15 protein-coding genes and 1 riboswitch are annotated in these 19,927 nt (G+C 35.5%); of the genes, 4 read left to right on the forward strand and 11 right to left on the reverse strand.

What is annotated here, in order from left to right:
* The first annotated feature begins 264 nt into the window (after window positions 1–264).
* Entirely contained in the window at window positions 265–582 is a 318-nt protein-coding gene (locus tag AMD00_RS15030) for a general stress protein (protein WP_053417815.1), read from the forward strand.
* Window positions 583–640: 58 nt separating this feature from the next.
* On the opposite strand, the gene AMD00_RS15035 is transcribed toward AMD00_RS15030, so the two are convergent.
* A complete protein-coding gene (locus AMD00_RS15035) occupies window positions 641–1,624 on the reverse strand; it encodes a methyl-accepting chemotaxis protein (RefSeq protein WP_053417816.1) in 984 nt (327 codons plus the stop codon).
* 11 nt (window positions 1,625–1,635) lie between these two features.
* Window positions 1,636–2,772, reverse strand: a complete 1,137-nt coding sequence (locus tag AMD00_RS15040; RefSeq protein WP_053417817.1) for an FIST signal transduction protein — start codon at window positions 2,770–2,772, stop codon at window positions 1,636–1,638.
* Between the two features lie 208 nt (window positions 2,773–2,980).
* Between AMD00_RS15040 and AMD00_RS15045 the strand changes: the two genes are divergently transcribed.
* The gene (locus AMD00_RS15045) at window positions 2,981–4,117 is read left to right on the forward strand and encodes an MFS transporter (protein ID WP_053417818.1); all 1,137 of its coding nucleotides are present in this window, start codon (window positions 2,981–2,983) and stop codon (window positions 4,115–4,117) included.
* Window positions 4,118–4,256: 139 nt separating this feature from the next.
* Here AMD00_RS15045 and AMD00_RS15050 read toward each other — a convergent pair whose 3' ends face one another.
* The 8 genes from AMD00_RS15050 to AMD00_RS15085 form a co-directional block, all read right to left on the reverse strand.
* Window positions 4,257–5,024 carry a TatD family hydrolase gene (locus tag AMD00_RS15050; protein WP_053417819.1) on the reverse strand — a complete coding sequence of 256 codons (768 nt, stop codon included), beginning with the start codon at window positions 5,022–5,024 and terminating at the stop codon, window positions 4,257–4,259.
* Between the two features lie 5 nt (window positions 5,025–5,029).
* Window positions 5,030–5,776, reverse strand: coding sequence for an ABC transporter ATP-binding protein (locus AMD00_RS15055; protein WP_245639532.1), 747 nt, complete (start codon window positions 5,774–5,776; stop codon window positions 5,030–5,032).
* A gap of 5 nt (window positions 5,777–5,781) precedes the next feature.
* Window positions 5,782–6,534 carry an ABC transporter permease gene (locus AMD00_RS15060; RefSeq protein ID WP_053417820.1) on the reverse strand — a complete coding sequence of 251 codons (753 nt, stop codon included), beginning with the start codon at window positions 6,532–6,534 and terminating at the stop codon, window positions 5,782–5,784.
* Complete coding sequence (locus AMD00_RS15065; RefSeq protein ID WP_053417821.1) at window positions 6,534–6,824, reverse strand: thiamine-binding protein; 291 nt, start codon at window positions 6,822–6,824, stop codon at window positions 6,534–6,536. The genes AMD00_RS15060 and AMD00_RS15065 overlap by 1 nt, the downstream gene beginning before the upstream one ends.
* Window positions 6,825–6,837: 13 nt before the next feature.
* Window positions 6,838–7,830, reverse strand: a complete 993-nt coding sequence (locus AMD00_RS15070; protein WP_053417822.1) for an ABC transporter substrate-binding protein — start codon at window positions 7,828–7,830, stop codon at window positions 6,838–6,840.
* Window positions 7,831–7,934: 104 nt separating this feature from the next.
* A riboswitch (TPP riboswitch) is annotated at window positions 7,935–8,044 on the reverse strand.
* Between the two features lie 256 nt (window positions 8,045–8,300).
* Window positions 8,301–9,764, reverse strand: a complete 1,464-nt coding sequence (locus AMD00_RS24020) for an FG-GAP repeat domain-containing protein (RefSeq protein ID WP_245639533.1) — start codon at window positions 9,762–9,764, stop codon at window positions 8,301–8,303.
* A gap of 168 nt (window positions 9,765–9,932) precedes the next feature.
* Entirely contained in the window at window positions 9,933–10,217 is a 285-nt protein-coding gene (locus tag AMD00_RS15080; RefSeq protein ID WP_169786364.1) for a hypothetical protein, read from the reverse strand.
* Between the two features lie 157 nt (window positions 10,218–10,374).
* Complete coding sequence (locus AMD00_RS15085) at window positions 10,375–14,763, reverse strand: S8 family peptidase (protein ID WP_157059260.1); 4,389 nt, start codon at window positions 14,761–14,763, stop codon at window positions 10,375–10,377.
* A 1,513-nt stretch (window positions 14,764–16,276) separates the two neighbouring features.
* Between AMD00_RS15085 and AMD00_RS15090 the strand changes: the two genes are divergently transcribed.
* Together AMD00_RS15090 and AMD00_RS15095 are read left to right on the forward strand one after the other, a co-directional pair.
* Window positions 16,277–16,411 (forward strand): sporulation histidine kinase inhibitor Sda, encoded by a 135-nt coding sequence (locus tag AMD00_RS15090; protein ID WP_053417825.1) that lies wholly within the window; start codon window positions 16,277–16,279, stop codon window positions 16,409–16,411.
* A 1,087-nt stretch (window positions 16,412–17,498) separates the two neighbouring features.
* On the forward strand, window positions 17,499–18,470 hold the full coding sequence (locus AMD00_RS15095) for a proline dehydrogenase family protein (RefSeq protein WP_053417826.1): 972 nt from the start codon (window positions 17,499–17,501) through the stop codon (window positions 18,468–18,470).
* Window positions 18,471–18,499: 29 nt separating this feature from the next.
* On the opposite strand, the gene AMD00_RS15100 is transcribed toward AMD00_RS15095, so the two are convergent.
* Window positions 18,500–19,822 carry an AAA-type ATPase lid domain-containing protein gene (locus AMD00_RS15100; protein ID WP_083446245.1) on the reverse strand — a complete coding sequence of 441 codons (1,323 nt, stop codon included), beginning with the start codon at window positions 19,820–19,822 and terminating at the stop codon, window positions 18,500–18,502.
* Window positions 19,823–19,927: the final 105 nt, after the last annotated feature.

A 19,927-nucleotide genomic window follows, 5' to 3' on the forward strand; every position in this document is an offset into this window, starting at 1 on the left:
ACTGATATACGACGTTAGCCCATCTCATCACAGATAATTATCATGATTTACTTTATATACGTTCGAAAGTACAAAAGGTTTCAAAAAAAAAAAGTAATTCATTTCTTTCTCTCAAAGTACTTTACTTCCTATATATAGGAACTTATTTCAAGTATAAGATTTTACTACTTTTATTGTTTGAACTCTTGGTCTTTCTCAACTTATGTTTAGATGCTAGTCCTTCAGGGTAAAGATTATATGTAAAACAAAATCGGAGGGATTCAAATGACATTAAAATTAACAGTAGAAAACGCCGTACAAGCATTGGAAGAAATCAAAAAGTTAGAACTGCAAGGTCATACAAGAGATGACATTTATGTATTCGCACACTTTAAAGAAAGATCTGATGATATCAATAAGGCTCTAGATACTGCGGAAGTTGGAATCAAAGAACAAGGTATCTTAAATAGTATGAAGAATATGTTCACTTCTCGTGGTGATGAACTACGCAATAAGATGGAAGCTGCTGGCTTAACAAAAGAAGAAGCTGCAAATGCGGAAGAGGAACTAGATCAAGGTAAATTAATCATTATAGCTAACTAATGAATATGTAGAGAACCCCCAATCACGCTAATAGTGATTGGGGGTTTTTGAATTTATATTAAAGCTGGTCATTCTTTAATGCTTCAACTAAGTATTTTACTTGAGAAATATAGGATGTCATATCTGTTGAAATAAAAAATTTATCTTGTGAGAATATGTACAGTTCATCAATGCTTTTGGTTGATTGTTCGGATAATTGGACAATCGCTTCAAGTTCTTGACGGAATGTGCTTATTTCAGCCATTGTTTGATCTGTTGCGTGCTTAATACCTGACATATTTGTAAATAGCTCTTTTTCTGATGTTGCTATTTTCCCGAAGAATTCACTTGTCAAACGAGTCATTTCTTGCGTATGATCGAATTCTTTTGATTTTTCAACGATATTTGCTGATAGTACCGAAACTTGATCGACAATTTCATTTACTTTTTTATTCACATTCACTAATGCATCTTTACTTTGTTCGGCTAATTTACGCACTTCTGCAGCCACTACTGCAAAACCTTTCCCATGTTCCCCAGCTCTTGCAGCTTCAATTGAGGCGTTTAACGCCAATAAATTTGTTTGATCTGCTATCCCCGCTATTATATTGGTAATAGCTATAATGTCATTTGTTTCGCGCTGAACTTCGGTGATGGATTTTTCAAAATTAGTAAATACGTCTTTGACATAATCCATTTGCGAGTCGAGCTTGTTCATATTTTCATTGCCTTCATTTACTAAGCGAATATTTTGCTCACCTTGTGCTTCCACTGAAGCTGTAATACTATGTATGTTTTGCGCTTCATCAAGAATTCTTTGGATATTATCACTCGAGGTAATTAAAGATGTCCTGCCCTCTTCCACAGTATTTTTCACCTCTGTAATACGCTCGATAAATACGCTGTCGCCTTTCGCGTTCTTTTCATTAGATGATTTTAATAATGCGACTAAATCTAGTAAGCCATCAATCATTGATTCCTTTTCTTTGGGTGTTAATGAGTAGATTTCTTCTATTAGAATGTCAGAATGATTTTCTTTTTGTTTGAAAAAGCTTTTAAGCATGCTCACCGCTCCTATCTTTTCTTCCCTAAACCTAAAAGTACTAGTGTTTGATTAACAAGCGATTTATTAAATTGTTCTCCGTAACTGCAAAATCCACCTAAGTTAGGCAATTTCTCAAGTTCTCGATTTAATTCTGGGAATATACCGTGACTTTGAAATTGTAGTTTTCTTAGAATGCAGTTAAAGGCTAATACGCCCTCTAATTCAGTAAACTCGGACTTGAAAGTATGTAATGTTTGTTGTAAAGTTTCAACTGGGTTTTTTGGTTCTAAAATCTCAACAATCGAATCTTGGAAAACTTGGCAATAAAATTGGATCGTTCCATTCGGTAGTATTTGGAATGGTGATGCAATAAAAATTTCATTGTTAAATCTCCTGCCAAGTGGGTTTGTCATAAAATATTGATCTAATTCGTTTTCTTTTACGCCTAATCGATTTGCGTAAATTGTCGTTGCCTTTTTTCCATCTAACTCATAGACAATACGTTGCTCAGTATCAGCTTTAGTAATTTTCATCGATTTACCTGTACTAGTGAAAATGTTCTCTTTTAGCATGACAAAATCTACAGTTGGTTTCATAAAGATGACTACGCCACCTTTACTTGATACTTCTCCGTTTAAGCTAACGAAGGTTTCAATGAATTTTGCATCATCTCCAGCAGTTGCGCCAAATACAGGGAACCCCTCATGTGGGAAGATTGAATTGACGATTGATAGCATCTTTTCTTCTGCAGCAATTAATCCATTCGGAAATACTAATACTAGCCCTTCTTTTTCAAGTGTTTGGCTGTTAAGATTAATACCTATGTGTTTTGCTGCGGAAATTAAATCATTACGAGAGAATACAGGGTATTTCGAAATATCATTCATCAAAACCGTACTTATTTGTCCAATACTTTTTGCAAAGCTCATTGCTACTAGACCATTTTCTAAGAAGCCAGATGGCCCAATTTCGCCTGTCGTCGTTAAGCCAACAACTTCACTATTTGGATATTGTGCATTAAATAGTGCTGTTACTTCTTGAAATGAATGTGTCGTGCTTGTGGAAAATAATAGTAATGAAGGTTCGGTATGTAGTTTACTTGTAACTTCTTTAACTGCCTCTACGGTATTTTTTTGCTTTGTAGAATTGGAGCGCATTAATTCCATAGTAACACCTCTAGTTTATCTTGATAGTTAGTTTGAATCTCTTTTGATTATTCAAAATGGTTCTTTTTTACAATCTATTATAGCATGTACAAGGATAATTTAATTACTTATTTTCCCTTTTATATTTTTTTAAAACTCAAGAAAATTTGGGTGATTAGCTTTGATAGGCTATAATATATAAATAATTTAATTGTTGGAGAGGTTTTACATGAAAAAATTTATATATGTCATTGTGTTCTTTTCGTTCTTCGATTTGTTTACACAACTACCTGTCATGAGTACATTTGCTGAATCGCTTGGAGCATCGGCCTTTATAACAGGCTTGGCGGTTGGTATGTATTCATTGTCTAATACATTTGGTAACATCATTTCAGGGTTTTTAACGGATCGCAGAGGCCCATATAAAATCTTGATAGCGGGATTATTCACTACTGGTCTAGCTTTGTTGCTTTATACGTTCGCCGATGCACCGATTATGCTCTTAGTTGTTCGCTTTATCCACGGTTTAGTAGCGGGTTTAATCGTTCCAGCAGCATTTACTTTTTTAGCAAATGAAACTGAACAAGAAAAACGTGGTAAGAGTAGTGCTATATCAGGCGCATTTGTAGGAATTGCTGCTATTACTGGCCCTGCATTTAGTGGTATTTTAGCTAGTCGGACAAGCGTACCATTTGTTTTTAACATTACGGCTGCCTTCATGCTAGTGCTCGCTTTTTTATCCATCTTTATCTTAAAATCAACTCAAATAAAAAAAGATTCATCTACTAGTGTACACGTTCCTATTCGGACGTTCTTCAAAAATGCAGGCACACTTAAAGCCTTTATAGGCGCATTTTTCCTTATGTTTTCTCAAGGAGCTATCGCTTATTTATTACCTTTAAAGGTACAAGAATTAGGTTTTGATTCACGTTTGAGCGGAACTTTAATGAGTACATTTGGCATTGTTGCTGTTCTTGTATTCTTACTACCGACTAATAGAATTTTCGATAGAGTCAAGCCTATCAAAACATTAGCACTTGGTATTGGATTGATGGGGTTAAGTCAACTATTAATTAGCCAGGCAGATTCAAGTACATTACTTTATATGGCAATGTCTTGCTATGGATTTGGATTCGCTTTCTTATTCCCTTCTTTAAATTCGTTACTGATTGATTCAACAACTGTTGAGGTACGAGGCAAGGCTTATGGTTACTTCTACGCATTCTTCTCATTAGGCGTAGTTGCTGGGTCTTCAATTTTAGGTTGGTTGTCACTTGGCATCACAGGAGGATTTATCTTTACTGGAATATTGCTACTATGCTTTGCTTGTATAACATTAATAAATAGAAAAACAGTCACATCTTAAAGTTCAGCCAGAGATTTAAATATCTCTGGCTTTTTTTGTGGAAGTTGTTGCTGAATTTCTTATTAATCTCAATATCAGAAAATCCCCTTTGCCGAAAGACAAAGGGGATTTCATCTTGATTAAGTCAAAAAGATGGACTTTAACACTTCAACCGGTAAAATTTCTGTGTATTTTCATATAGCTTAGTAGAAACTTCTTCATATAATAACTGCTTAATAGCTGCGATCTTCTCAATAGATGCTCTGATCATGATTGGATGCGTCATCTTACCAGAGAAAGTCCCTTTAAACGGCCATGGTCCATCTGTTTCTACCATCATTTGCTCTAATGGATATTGCTTTACGAGCTGCTGAATTTCTTTTTCATACAATACATCAGGAGTTACGGAGATGAAATATCCATTTGCAATCATTCTTTTAACTACTTGTGTATCGCCTTTAAACCAATGAAAATGTGCAGCTGTCACATTATATTTTTCTAATAAATCACAAACAATGTGAGCATCTTCATATACTGCATGCAAAATAATTGGCTTATCCATTTCTGCTGCAAGTGCGATGAACTTTTCAAGTAAGTCGATATAGGGTTGGTATAGGGGCGCTTTTTCTTGTTTCAAATAATAAGGGAGCCCCACTTCTCCTATTGCAACCATCTCATCTCTATGTGCTCTTATCCATTCAAACAATTGAGCTTGCTCACTTTCCCCCAACAGTACTTGTTCTGGATGAAAGCCAAATGCAGGTAGGATGCGCTTATCATTTTGAGCTAATTTTAAATTGACCTTACTTGATGCTAAGTGAGTAGAAACTGCGATTAAATGGGTCACATTAAATTGAGCCATTTCTTTTAAAATCATCTTTTGTTGTTCATCATTGTATTGATCGAAATGGATATGAGCATCAATCATCAACTTCACTCACCTACCTCAATTTCATCCTTCAACAGATTGAATAGTTTTTGTTTGAGCTGGAAGAATTCATTTGTATTTAAGAGACTTTCCTCTCTCGGTCTTGCAAAGGGTACTTTTATCTCTTCTTTTATAGTAGCAGGGCGCTTCGTTAGTATATAGATTCGATCTGCTAAAAAGATTGCCTCTTCAATACTATGCGTGACGAATAGTATTGATTTTCGATTTTCTTCCCATACAGATAGAAGCCATTTTTGCATTTCAATTCTTGTAAATTCGTCTAACGCTGAAAATGGCTCATCAAGGCATAATAAATTTTGTTTACTGAGTAACGCTCTTATAAAGGCTACGCGTTGCTTCATGCCACCTGATAATTCAATTGGGTAGGATTTTTCAAAGTCTCGTAACCCTACTTTTTCTAGCCATTCACTTGCTTCTTCATAATTTGGTTTACCTGATAATTCTTGCATCAGTACGACATTTTCAATGACGGTTCTCCACGGGAAAAGAGATGGTTGCTGAGGCATATAGCCGATTAACCCTTTTTGTCCGTGAATGATTTTGTCATTCAAAGAAATAGTACCTTCATCTGGCGTAGCCATTCCGCCTATTAAATTAAAAATGGTGCTCTTGCCACTCCCTGAAGGTCCGAGTAATGCAACAAATTCTCCATCTTCTACATGTATCGAAATATCATGTAAAACCTGTGTTGTACCAAAGGATTTTTCTATATGATTCATTTTAAGCAACATTGTATTCACCTCTCCAGTTTGCCTTTAATTACTATTCTTTCGACCAAACGTAGCAAACCAAATACGATGACACTTAATAGCATGATGGTGAAAATAGCAACAAACACACGATCTGTACGGAACGAGGATTGAGATAATGTCATGTATACACCAATGCCTTTTTTCGCACCTAGCCATTCAGAAATGACTGCCCCCATGACACTATAAGTCGCAGAGATTTTCAAGCCCGAAAATAAGGATGGAAGTGAATGCGGCAATTCTAGTTTCCAAAATAATTGGCTTTTTGATGCCCCCGCCATTTCCATATAGTATTTGAGCTCAGGTGCGGTATTTTTAAAACCATCTAATGCTGCTACAACAATTGGGAAAAAGCAGACTAAACCGATAATGATCAGTTTTGGTAATAAGCCAAAACCGAACCAAATAATTAGAAGCGGCGCTAAAACAATGATTGGAATATTTTGCGATAGAATAAGTAACGGATAAACAAGTTTCTGCACTTTCGGCATCATATGGAGGGAGACCGCTATGATAAATCCTACGAGACTTCCAATTGTCAGTCCTAATATTGCCAACTGAGTTGTTGATAAAATATCTGTTGAAAAAGTAGGAATTGCTTTGATAGCTTCAGAAAAGATAACTGTAGGAGCCGGTAGTAACCAACCCGGAACTTCTTTTAAACGAACAATCAATTCCCAACAACATAAAATGAAAAGGAGCAGAAAAATCGCTCCTCCTTTTTCACGTATCCATTTCATTATCTGTATTTCTCCGTTAATGTACTTAGTTCTATACCAGATGGTTGGTAAAGTATTTTCACCTGAGTAATGACGTTTACGCTACCTAGTTCAATCATCTTTTCATTCATCACACGGATGATGTCAAGCAGTTCAGAAAGTTCACCTTCCATTGTTGTTTCAAGTGGATGGACTTCATACTTCACACCAGCATCGTCGATAATTTTGATAGCTGCATCTACAAAAGGAATAACATCCTCGTAAGTTTTTGTTTTCGGAATAATTTGTACACTGATTAATGAATTAGCCATTTCTTTCTCCTCCTTATTGTGGTAAAAATTCGTTTGTGAACGCATTTTCAGGATCGAATTTACCTTCTAATACGTTATTGTCACTCATCCAATTTGCATAGTTTTCCCAAACTTCAAGTTTCTGCTCTCCCCATTGCTTTGCATCATCTTGATATTTGTCAGCTAGCCATTGTTGGCTTTTCTTAACTAACTCTGCATCTAATTCTGGAGCAGCTTTTAGTAAAATATCTGCAGCAGCTTCTGGATCTTTTATAGCAAATTCATATCCTTGTGAAGTTGCTTTAGTGAATGCTTTCACTGTATCTGGATTACTTTGGATCATTTTTTCGTTAGTTGTAAGAACTGGTGTATAGTAATCTAGTTTGTCACTATAGTCTGTTAAATAGAGCATATTTATTTTTTCTCCACGCAGTTCCGCTTCGACACCTGTCCATGCATAGTAAATCCATGCAAAATCTACATCTTTTTTGACCATTGTAAAGAAGTCTGCATCTCCGGCATTGATAATGTCTAGCTTCTTATTATCGGCATTTTCAATTTTCATAAGAGAATCCAGCACAGCTTTTTCGATTGGAGAACCCCAACCACCATAAGTCTTACCTTCGAAATCTTTTGGTGATTTAATATTTTTGTCTATTGGGGATGCAAAGCCCGATGTATTGTGTTGAATAATCGCTGCGATTGACACAAGTGGAACTCCTTGAACTCTTGCTTGTGTAATCGATTCTTGCGCTGTAATACCAAATTCGGCTTTTCCTGAAGCTACTAGTTGATCTGCTCCTGTTTCACCTGGTTGAATGATTTCTACATCCAAGCCTTGCTCTTTAAAAAAACCTTGTTCTTTCGCTACATATAAACCAGTATGATTTGTATTTGGCGTCCAATCTAAAACGACGGTTACTTTTTTTAATCCGTTTTTTGAGTCATTGTCATTTCCTTTTGACTCATTTGATTGGCAACCTACTAAAGCGAATAATGCTACAAGCAGCAGCATACATTTTTTCATTTCCCTTGCCTCCATCTATATTATTTTGACAAGTTCCATGCAAAAAGAAAAACGCCCGGAACTATTCCGGACGTTAACATACACTCTAAAATTCAATGATACTCGAGATTTTAGCTGATGTTCCCTCCGCTGGTGTTAACCAGATCAGGTTCTAAGGGTCAGCATCTATCGGATACATTCTCAGCTGGCAACACCAGCCCCCCCACATTCTTGCACATATGAACTTTTCTCATCTATTATATCAAAAAAACAAAAGATTCCAATATTTATTTGGAAATGATTGTTTTTGGGTTTTTATGAGTTGGTGTTTTATTGCTCTGTCTTGGGAGTTTATTGTGCTAACTCTGGTGTTTGTTGCTCTAACTCCGGCGTTTGTTGCGCTAAATCTGGTGTTTGTTGCGCTAATTCCACTGTTTGTTATTTAGCAGAATATTCACGTCCTAAACACCCTCTAATTACTAACTCATAGATTATTTCACTGGTAAATCTTCACCGAAAATTGATACGGTTTGGCGGTCTGGAACAAATTTTTGTCCATTCCATTTCAATATTGTTTCTACATAACCTAATCCATCTGCATGATATCTACCGGCGATTTCTTGGTACGCCAAAAATTCGTAGTTGCCGTCCCTTGCGTAATCAATAGGATAGAATCCGCTAATTGGATCCACCCACCCTTGAATTGGTGCTTTAAGTGTGCCGTCTATATTATAAATTTCAGATAAATATTCTTTTCCTTTATATGTTAGATCTAAGATATATTTTTTCGCTGGATAGGAGCTAGTAACACTAACTTTATAATTATCCAAATAATTAACTTCATATTTTGAAAGTTCATTATAGGCATCTGAGTCAAATACTTGGCGCATTTCCCCGTTCATATATGTAAATATATATGCGAATATGATGCCGCCACTTCCACCTGAATCTATGACAACCAAAATATCTTCTACACCATTTCCTGTATAATCCCCGAGCGATATGGTGGGGTTATATCCTGCATTTTCTTTTAACGGGATTTGTTCATAAAAATTTGTTTTTTCATTAAAAACAACTAAGGTAATATTTTTTAAATATGGACTTCCTTCTGTTTTCTCAGCAGTTAGAAGAACTGTATCAATTAAGCCATCTCCTGTAACATCACCTCTTTTTTTATCGATGACGATTTGAGCGACCTCTTGATGCTGCTTCAACTTATTTAAAATTTGCCTTCTTTTTTCTAGTAGAGTTTCTTTAGATGGATATGGTGAATTAAACGACAACGTTTTATCTATTGAAATAAGTGCCTGTTCTAAATCTCCCGCCTTCATCTGAGCATCCGATAAATAGTACCAATAAAAAGGATAATCATTATTCTTCAATAGATTCTTATAGTATGCTTCTACTTTTTTGAAATAATATGGGTACACATCTTTTGCCTTTACAAGTCTCATGTCATTTATACGATAGACAGTTATTTTATAGGCATCACCCGTATCGTGAATCCAAATAGCTAGCTCGTATTTTCCGTCCGAATTTTGGGTACTCGGCATATCCTCTACTTGCAATTTACTATAGACCATATTATTCGTTGGTATATGAATAAAACCTTTGTTTGTCCATTGCAGTAGGTCTAACTTCGACCATATACTCCCTATTTGCCAACCTACAATTAAAGTATTTATATTTTTGTTAACTAATGGCACAACTTCTAAGTTCGTTATTCCATATCCGCTTCCTTTGATGTCTGCTATTGGAACCCATTCATTATGGTTATTTTTTAATATTTTAATATAATTTTGACCTTGATAGTTGTAGGCTCCGATTATCTCTTCTTTATGATCTCCATCTATATCTGCTAGCAGTATTGCCGGCTTTTTTTCCGGTTGTTGTAATTGTAAAATGGTTGCCGTTGAAGGTAAAAATCTCATCAGTACATCTGCATATTCTTTCAATATCTCCCCACCCTTCAATCAATTATATGCATGCTTCTGTTAGATAATTTGCATCTCCTGAGCACTTCTAAAGTGTTTTTACCTCTGAGGCATAATAATATCCCCTGACTCAATCGAATCAGGGGATGCTTGATAGTCGTATTAAATATATGTGAAATCTATGTGTGACTATACTCGTTCTAATTTATTACCAACGGTGCCATGGATGCCATGTACCCCATTGATTCCATTGATTCCACGGTTGTTGCCATGGTTGTTGCCATGGTTGCCATTGATTCCATTGATTCCATTGCTGACCTGGAAACCAGTTTTGGCCGTGGTGCCAGTCGTTACCTTGGTGCCAATTGTTGCCTTGATTCCAATGCTGTCCCCGCCAAAAATTAGAACTTTCGCGTTGCCACTGTCCTCCATGAAAAGGTTGAACCATTCAATTTCACTCCTTTTTCTTTTCATTCTTTGTAGGATATGTATGAGACTATAAAATGGTCCAAAATAGTGATTAAAAAACAGTGTTTCTCATAAATTCCTTTGCTAAAGCATATGCATTTTCCGTTTAGATGTTAGAAACCCCCTTCTCAAAAGAGATAGGGGGTTCATTACTTAATAGCGTTTATTTCTCAACATTGATATACAGCTTACCTTTCGCTTCTTGACGCGTTTCGTTTTTGAAATTATCAACAGCTTTTACTTCGATTACCGCTCCCTTAGCTACTGTTCCTGATGGTACTGTCCAATAGCCTACGTAATGACCGTCCGCTTGTTCTGACATAGGTAGCTCAGTCGCATTTTGATCTTGTCCATTAACGTTTGTTAGAGGCATGTGGATGACGAAAGTAGCTTTCAATCCAGCTGCACTATCAAATTCAATTTTAACACTTTTGCCTGTTTCCAGATTAAGGTCTTCTACTGGTGTTAAGTTTTCAATGACAGGTGCATCGTAATTTGCTGTGATACTAATTTTCTTTGTTACTTTGTTGTTTGCTTTATCGCTAGCTACTACTTTGATTTCATTTACACCGTTGTCGAGAAGAATACGTTTCGAATATTTTCCATTGACCACAGGTGCGTCTTTTCCATTTACACGTACCCAATCTAGATTCGCATCTTCAACAGTACCTTCAACTGTTACTGACTCACGGTTTGTTTTATCCCCATCGAGCGGACTTTCGATTTTCAGTTCCGGTTTCATCGTGTCTAATACAACATTAACAGCTTTAGATTCTCCTATTACTCGATTATCAAGAGTTGCTACTGCTACGAATTCATTTGAACCCTCTGATAATTTAACATCGATTGAGAATTTACCATCTGCTCCAACGACGGCAGATCCAACTTCTTGATCATTTTGTTTTAATTTAATCGTCGTTGTTGGTGAAGCTGTTCCTTCGATTTTTGTTGATGCTTCATTTGTCACAGATTTTGTTGCTGGTGAAGTAATTACTGGGCCCTGTACTTCATAACTTACACGGGCACGAATCATGTAGTTTCCTTCTTCAGCAGGTGATGGTGACCAAGCATCGGAAACACCTTGGTAGCTTCGTCCTGCATTTTCTCCACTTTCATCTGTTGCAAGACCTGGTGTGTTCGGACTAGCATGCGTTTGACGATATACCATGTAGAAGTCGCCATTTACAATAATATTGTGATCACTTAAATCAACAACTGTCCATTCACCATTACGTAGAGCTGTTGCATCAATTGGACCCGCAAGTTTCTTACCAGGCGATCCATCTGCCCCAGTCGTGTCCCAAACTTCAACTGCGAATGCAGTACCACCTGGAACTGGCCATTCAGTGTCCCAGAATCGGAATACACCATCAGTTACAATGCCATTTTCTTTTCCTTCAGGAAGAGACATTTTCACTGCCCAAGCGTTTCCTGCTGCATTAAATGCACGTGCATTTTCAGGAGTACCGTCATCATAGCCAATTTCGCCACCCGGATAAGTGTAGAAAGGTTTTAACTCAATATCTTGAGTCGTAGCTTGTTGGCCAATTTTAATAGTTGTTTCTTGGCTATAGAAGCCACGAGCAACAACTTTTAATGTGTAGTCTCCTTCGTATGCAGTCAATGAATAGTTACCTTTTGCATCTGTAGTAACCGGCGTAATATTAGCATCTTCAACTAGTAAGATAGTTGCTCCTGCTATGCCTTCGCCTGTTGATTTGTCAGAGATTTTACCACTCACTGTATTTTGTGCAACTTCATTCAATGTGAAGTTTGCAGTTGCCATGCCATCTGCTTCAATCGAAACAGATTGCTGTTTAGATGTGAACCCATAAGCTTCTGCTTTCGCAGTGAATGTTCCGGCACCATGTGTTAATGAATATGAACCATCAGCAGGATTTGAATACACTGAACGGCCAGATTCAAGAATACTTACTTGAGCACCTAAAGGTAAAAGCGTTGGATTCACAATAGCTTCTTCTACCGATGGTTTTTCTTTTGTAGGCAATACCGGACGAATAGTCTTAGGATCAACCCACTCTTTCATAGCTTCTTTATCTTTATCCTTTCCTACATTTCCTTTGTTACTGCTATTTTTATCGCTAGCGTTATTAGATTTATTGCCATTTACATTTTTGTTTTTGTCCTTATCTTTAGACACTTTGCCTGTTTGTGAGACATCCACTAACCCGATATCATCAATATACCAACCTTCTTTATTAACACTTCCATCAGAGAAAGCATTAAAACCAATATAGATGCGTTGACCTGCATAAGCTGATAAGTCAACTTCTGCATTTTTCCAACCGTTTGAAGCACCTTGAACCATCATTACTTGTGTCCACTCTTCTCTATCTGTTGAGACAAAGACATGTCCATAATCCCAAGCTCTTCCCGATGTAGATTCCTCGAAGTTATGCCATTGTTTGAACTGTAAATAAGAATGGCCTTGTGGTAAATCAACTGGAGGCATCACGAGTGTTGCGTTCATTTGGCTGTCATAGTTACCAGCTAAATTTGTTGCATACACTTTTTCACCAGAAGCAGCTTTTCCTGGACCAGACGTTGGTGTTCCCCACTCCCAGCTGTTTTTATTGCCAAACGAAGTCCAGCCAGTAGGTTGTTTTTCTAGGTTTTCAAAGTATCCTACTGTGATGCCAGGTTTTACTTGTACTACATATTCTTCACTATTCACTTCGTTATTACCGAAGTCATTGACTGTCCATTTGTACTTGAATGAATCTACTTTAATCGCTTCACCAGGAATCGTTACACCGAACTCCCCTGATTTATAATCGCCTGATTTATGAGTTGCAGTAATTGCTTTCCAAGCGCCATTTGCGTCTTTGTAATTTAAGATAACAGATGAAACACTAATGTTATCTGTTACTGAAGCTGTCAAATCTAAATCCATCCCTGCAAATGCTTCTACAGGACTTTTATGTTTTAGTACTGGCGCTTCATTGTCATCACCTTGTTTTGTCACTTGACCTTTTAGCGTACCTAGGCCCGTAACTATTGAAGAAACTGCTGCTTGAGCATCTACTAATCCATAACCATATCCATGATTTGGTGTTTGTGGATATTCAGAGTCAGTTAATGGAATTGCTGTATCAAGTAGAATTTGTTCCATTTCATCAACTGTTAAGTTCGCATTTACTTGACGAAGAAGAGCTAATACCCCCGATACTGCTGGGCCAGCCATCGATGTTCCATTCCAGCCACCTTCATAGCCGCTACCTGGAACAGTTGATCGAATGTTCACACCAGGCGCTGAAATGTCTGGCTTGATTTGATCATATGGCGATGGTCCACGTAGTGAGAAACTTCCTACTTTGTTGTTAATATCAGTCGCACCAGTTGCAAATGCCTCTGGGTAATTAGCTGGTGCAGCAACAGAACCCGGTCCACCTGGATTCGTTCTCGTAGTGTTACCAGCCGAGAATTCAGGGAAAATTTCTGCAGCGCGCCAATTGAGTACTACATCTCGGTACCATTCATCAAGACCTGGACCGCCACCCCAAGAGTTATTCACAATATCTGGAGCCATATCAACACGTGCATTTCCATTAGCATCAGTTGGCGCTAAAATCCATTGTGCAGCTGCTAATAGATCCGCATCTGTACCACCTTCTGCTGTAAATGCTTTGACAGAAATATATTTCGCACCAGGTGCAACCCCAACTTGGTTAGACCCATTTGGTTCACTTCCAACCATTGTTCCTGTTACGTGTGTACCATGTCCAATATCATCATACGGAGTGTTACGTCCAACAGTTGCATCAAACCAGTTGAAGTCATGTGAAACTTGTCCAGTAGATGCATTGAAACCACGATACTTTTGCTTTAATGCTGGATGATCCCATTGCACACCCGTATCAATACTTGCCACCACTGTTCCTGTTCCATCAATTCCTTTTGCCCAAACTTGAGGAGCTTTAACTCGTTCAACGTTCCACTCAACATTTGCAGTTTTTGATTTAGGTGCAGGTGTCTCTTTTGTTTTTGTCGTAAATAATTGACGTTTTTCATTTGGTAATACTTTTTCTACTTCTGCAAATGTCGCCACTTTTTCAGCAATCTCTTTTGTTGCGGTAACAGCCATCCCATTAACGATGTAGTAGGATGTGATATCTTTTGCATTCCCTTTTTTCTCTTCTTGTTCAAGGAAGTCTTTGACTGTTTCTTGTGATTCAAGTGAAGTTGCCTTCAAATCAGATACAACTGCAGATCGTTGAGCGAGCTTAGCTTGATGGGCTGTCATTTTATCTGCCTTTGCATTTTTCTTCGCTTCAGTAGCTACCTTATGTGCAGCAGATTTTTCCTTAAATTTGATAAGGAATGTTACCTTTTCATCATCTTTAAAATTATTGAGTAATCGATCGCTTAGCTTGTCTTTCACGAGAGAAGTGTTAGAACTTGAATCTCTGAAAGATTGATGCAGCTTATCAGTCGTTTTCGCACTAGCAACATTTGGAGCGACTAAAGAAAATGCCATGAGTACAGATGCAGCGATGCTAAATGCTTTGACAGGACTACTTGTTTTCCTCATCTTCATTCCCCCTCTAATTTTATAAAGAAATTTGTTCTTTAATAGAAGCTGATAGCCTTTTAAGTCACCCTAAAAAGACCAAAGAAAAACACCTTTGCCTCCTTTCCCAAACAGACATTTAGGTAAACAGAATCAATGGTGCCAAATATCAATCTCTAGTTGTAACTACAACTATATAAGATTACAATTCATTTTTTTGTCAGTTTTTGGCGATTTTTTTCTCCATTTTTATAAATAATAGTAATTTACTATTAGATTACAGGTCTTAAGTCTCTAAAAGTTCATTTTAGTACATTGAAGCTATTCATAAAAAATACGTAGGAATGTTGCTATAACAATATTTATAAGGTTAAAGTTCGTTTTTGTTAAATTTATTAGATTTTCAATTTTATTGTAAAATGCCTAAATACACCTATAAAATTAAAAAGAGGGTAATATGACTATTAATTTTCAAAGTAAACGAATAGTACTAAAGGATTGTTTCTATTTTTGATTTCATTGTCTTTTCACCGTATCTATATTTTATATAATCAATTGAAAACAAAGAGTTTTCATGTGTTTTTCATCCTAATACACAAAGAATTTTTTTACTTATTTTTCTATTTATTAAAATTTGAAATATCAAATTTAGCATTGCGTTTTCAAAGGACTAATATCCTAACCCTAATAAAATGAGAGGATAACCTCTAAAACAAACAATCCTATTTTTCTATCCAGGAATGCTAAAAAAAGATATAAGAGCTCATTTAAGATTTATGAAATAAGTGATGTTAATGCAAAAAAATCTCCTAAATTTTAAATTAGGAGATCCATTTAAAGATAATTGAAATTTTATCCATTAATAACCATCTTTTCTATATTCATTAAATTGTTGTTTTCATGAAAAACAACAGGGCCTCTTTCGACTGTAACTATATTTAAATTCAAAATCGACAGAATATTATGTTAATTAATGTTTTTTATATTATTTGAGCGTTAACCATAAGGGGATTGTGTAGTTTTATTGCCTAAAAACGATGATTTTTGAGGGAAATATAAAAATTATTATGATACAACTATAAATATTTGTAATATTGTGACTATTAACCGTGATAACTATCCAAATTTTTTATTACCAGAATATTCACGTCTTATTATAAGTGAATTCTAGTTCTCACGCTGATTTGGGAGCGCTTTATATCTCTATTTTTCTGAATTAAAATCCCATTTATGATGTCAATTCAACTCGAAATACCAACGAAAAGCTGACAATTCAGAAAAATCTTTCGACAAATTTTAGTGGTACATACAACTGTGGATAACTTTATGCACATTATACATACCGCCCCTTCTATATTTAACCATTATATCCATAAGTTAATCACAAATTATCCACGAAAGTCTGTGGATAAAGGGGTGGTTGTCTTGTACAAAGCAATTTGCTACATTATTTATAGCAAAGTTAACTATCAATATATTCCATCTTGTTTCGATTTAGAACTCGACTCACAAAAATATGGAGGTGAACTAATTCGTGAGTAAATTATCAGACGATTTACTGATTAAAGCTTATGTTACTGCCACTACTAGCATGTTAAATCCAGATTTCATTTACCTATTAAAAATTGAAATTATGCGTCGCTCTCTAATTAAAAAAGTCCCGTGTTAAACTGATACAGCATTTATAATAATGTGACGTTAGCTTTTCTTGTTCTTGATAGTCATCTCAATATAAGTAGCTATTTAATTCTTCGTTTGAACACCAATATAAATTAGAGATCCATTTGATGATCGTCATGTATTTCAACTTTTAAAGCGTCATATTAGCCTGTGTCCTATTATTGATAGTTTATATGCTAATTACTTGGAAACTCATTTCAGAAGGCACTATTGCCATTGCACGATTTAAACAAATTATTATTAGTTGATGATAACGTTTCCAAGTAATAAACTTCGTACAAAAAAAGCCAAATACAATGAATGTATGAACTTGATAAAGAGATCTAGACAATATTAGATTTAACAATTATGTATACAATGTTGACAGAGTAATCTTGTCCTATTACCCTGTCAATTCTTCAATAATATTGGCTACTCATTTTAATACCTCAACGCTGAATCGTTTCGAATACCAAAAAACATATATAAATGCAGCTAAATTCACTCTACTCTTCTCTAATGATTTCATCTGTAAACTACCAAGATCTACTTATAAATCCTCTAGCATTAATTATTTTTAAATAATTTAAACAAAAATGCAATTTCTTCAACAACTCTTCTAAATATCTAAAAATGAATTCTGACCTCTTTATTATAAAAACATCCTTAATTCAACAGTAATCAAAAAAATCAATATAGTTATGTTTATTTTTCTGATAGTGCCTTACTTGTTACAACTATCGCAATTGATTCATGACTAAACATATGGCAATAATTTAACCGCTCTAGTTATTATATTAGTATTACATTTTGAGTTTGTATTTTCTTTAATGATTAAACTACTTTCTATGATTTATTGGAAAATTCCTAGCTTCTATTTTTATGAACTAATCTGCTTTATAAAAGTTTTTTCAAATATCTAATTGAGCCTTAATTTATATATATCTTACTCTGATTTTATAGCTTTTTTTGACCGAAAATTTTATCTGAATTATCTCTTTTGTCAAAATTTATTTTAAAAGAAAACTCTTGCAATTTGAAATTTTGTGATATAATCGCTTGGAATTTAGTTCACAAATGATGGGGAGAGATTTTTTATGATATTAAGAGACTTTTTTATGTATTTATCCGAGAATCGCACACTAAATGCAGCTGCTCAAAGATACGGTTTAAAGATGGGGGCACAAAGTGTAGTAGCCGGTACTAATATTCAAGAAACGATTGATAGTATTAAAGAATTAAATAAGCATGGTATCGCATGTACAGTTGATAACTTAGGAGAATTTGTTTTTGAAAAATCAGAAGCTACTGCTGCTAAAAATCAAATTTTAGAATTAATTCAAGCAATTCACGATCATGGGGTAGATGCTCATATCTCTTTAAAACCTTCACAATTAGGTTTAGACATTGATATTGACTTCTGTTATGAAAATTTAAAAGAAATTGTTGCTCTAGCTGATCAATACAATATTTTCGTGAACTTTGACATGGAGAATTATGATCGTTTACACCCTTCTTTTGAGTTGATGGAGCAACTAAATGCTGAGCACCAAAATATCGGTACAGTTATTCAAGCCTATTTCCATGAATCTGATGAAAATATCGAAAAATATAAAAACTACCGTTTGCGTATCGTAAAAGGTGCTTATAAAGAACCAGCAAATATTGCTTACCAAGATAAAGCTGAAATCGATGCAAAATATATTAAATTAATTGAATATCACTTACTGAATGGTAAATTTACTTCAATCGCAACACATGATCACCGTGTCATTAACCATGTAAAACAATTTGTTAAAACAAATAATATTCCAAATGACAAATTTGAATTCCAAATGCTTTATGGTTTCCGTAAAGATATGCAACTTCAATTAGCAAAAGAAGGCTATAACTTCTGTACTTACGTGCCATTTGGTCGTGATTGGTATGGATACTTCATGCGCCGTTTAGCGGAGCGTCCTCAAAACTTAACGCTTGTTACAAAACAAGTTTTCAATAAAAAAACAAACACTGCGATTGGCTTAGCTGCATCAGCATTCATCGTTGGTCGACTATCAAAACGCAAATAAAAAAAATCCCGCTCAAAAGGCGGGATTTTTTATTTTTTCTCTTCAGCATCTTTCATTCGTTTCATGCGATATTGTAAGCTTTGTCTTTTTAACCCTAGCTCTTTTGCAGTTTTTGAGACATTACCACCAAAGAATTCAAGGGCTTTGACTACATAATAGTCTTCCACTTCACGGATATATTGATCGAGTGGACGGAGATCTTTTACTGTCTGCACGATAAATAATTCACTTTGCACAGTATTTTCCTGACGATGAATGTCTTGCACCTTCCATCGGAAATAAGCTGGTAACATCTCATAAGTAATACTCTCTTCTGTAGTGATAAGAGATGCTATTTCGTCTAATAACACTTCTAATTCCTTCAAGTTTCCTGGCCAATCATAAGACAAAAATATTTCTTCGACTTCTAGTACAAGACCTTTTACAAAGGACCCGTAGTCTTGTCGATGTCTCGAAAAGTAATCATTCACGAAGGGCATAATATCTTCTTTTCGTTCTCTGATTGATGGAACACGGATTGTAAGTGATGAGAAGAAAAAGTATAGGCTTTTCGATAGCTTACCATCACTTATTAGTTCAATTGGGTCGCCACCAATACTAGCGATAAAGACGTGATTTTTTGTTTCATGGATTTTCAATAATTCTACGATTCTTTCCTGTGCTGACATCGATAAATATTCAATGCGTTCACCGAAAAAAGTAATGTTATGATGCTCAGTTATATATTTTTCTAGCTGTGCAATTACTGCTTCTTCGTCTCTTCTACATATGAGCGTTATAAATTGTTCGTTGGGTACAGAAAGTGAGTGGTGAATTCCTTCAGCGATCATATCTTTCCCAGTTCCTGATTCCCCGATAAGCATTACAGAAATACGACTAGTCGCAGCAATTTTTGCAGTTGAAATTACATTCTTCATCGCTGCTGAAACAGCTGTAATTGTTTCAAACGTTAAAGGTTGACCATAACGTCGGAGTGGCTGATACATCATGAATTCTTGTGTAGAAATATCTCTCGCAAACTCTACTGCTCCAAGAATTCGCCCTTCTTTTTCAATCGGCAAAATATTATTGATGGTCGTAATCTCCTGCCCTTTTCGATTCCAAAAAGTTTTTTTATGATTTCGAATCGGTTGACCTTTATGTAACACTTGTAGCAATAAACTCTCTTCAGCTTCAAAATTAATAATTTCCCTTGCGGAGCGTTTTTTAACCTCCTCATCTGTTATGCCCTCAAGCTCTTTCATTTTTTTATTATAAATTACCGGCATTCCGTTAACATCGATTGCACTAATGCCGATATCACTCATTTCCGTAATAAATTCATACAATTGCAGAAGACCATTTAATTCCAATTTTTTTACCCCTTTAAGTTTTTTATAATTTTTTGAATATTTTTATTGTAATATGCCAAATGATGTTGCATTATTATATATATACTTTTCAGAAAAGTGCAAACT

The organism is Viridibacillus arvi (assembly GCF_001274945.1).
Classification (GTDB): domain Bacteria; phylum Bacillota; class Bacilli; order Bacillales_A; family Planococcaceae; genus Viridibacillus; species Viridibacillus arvi.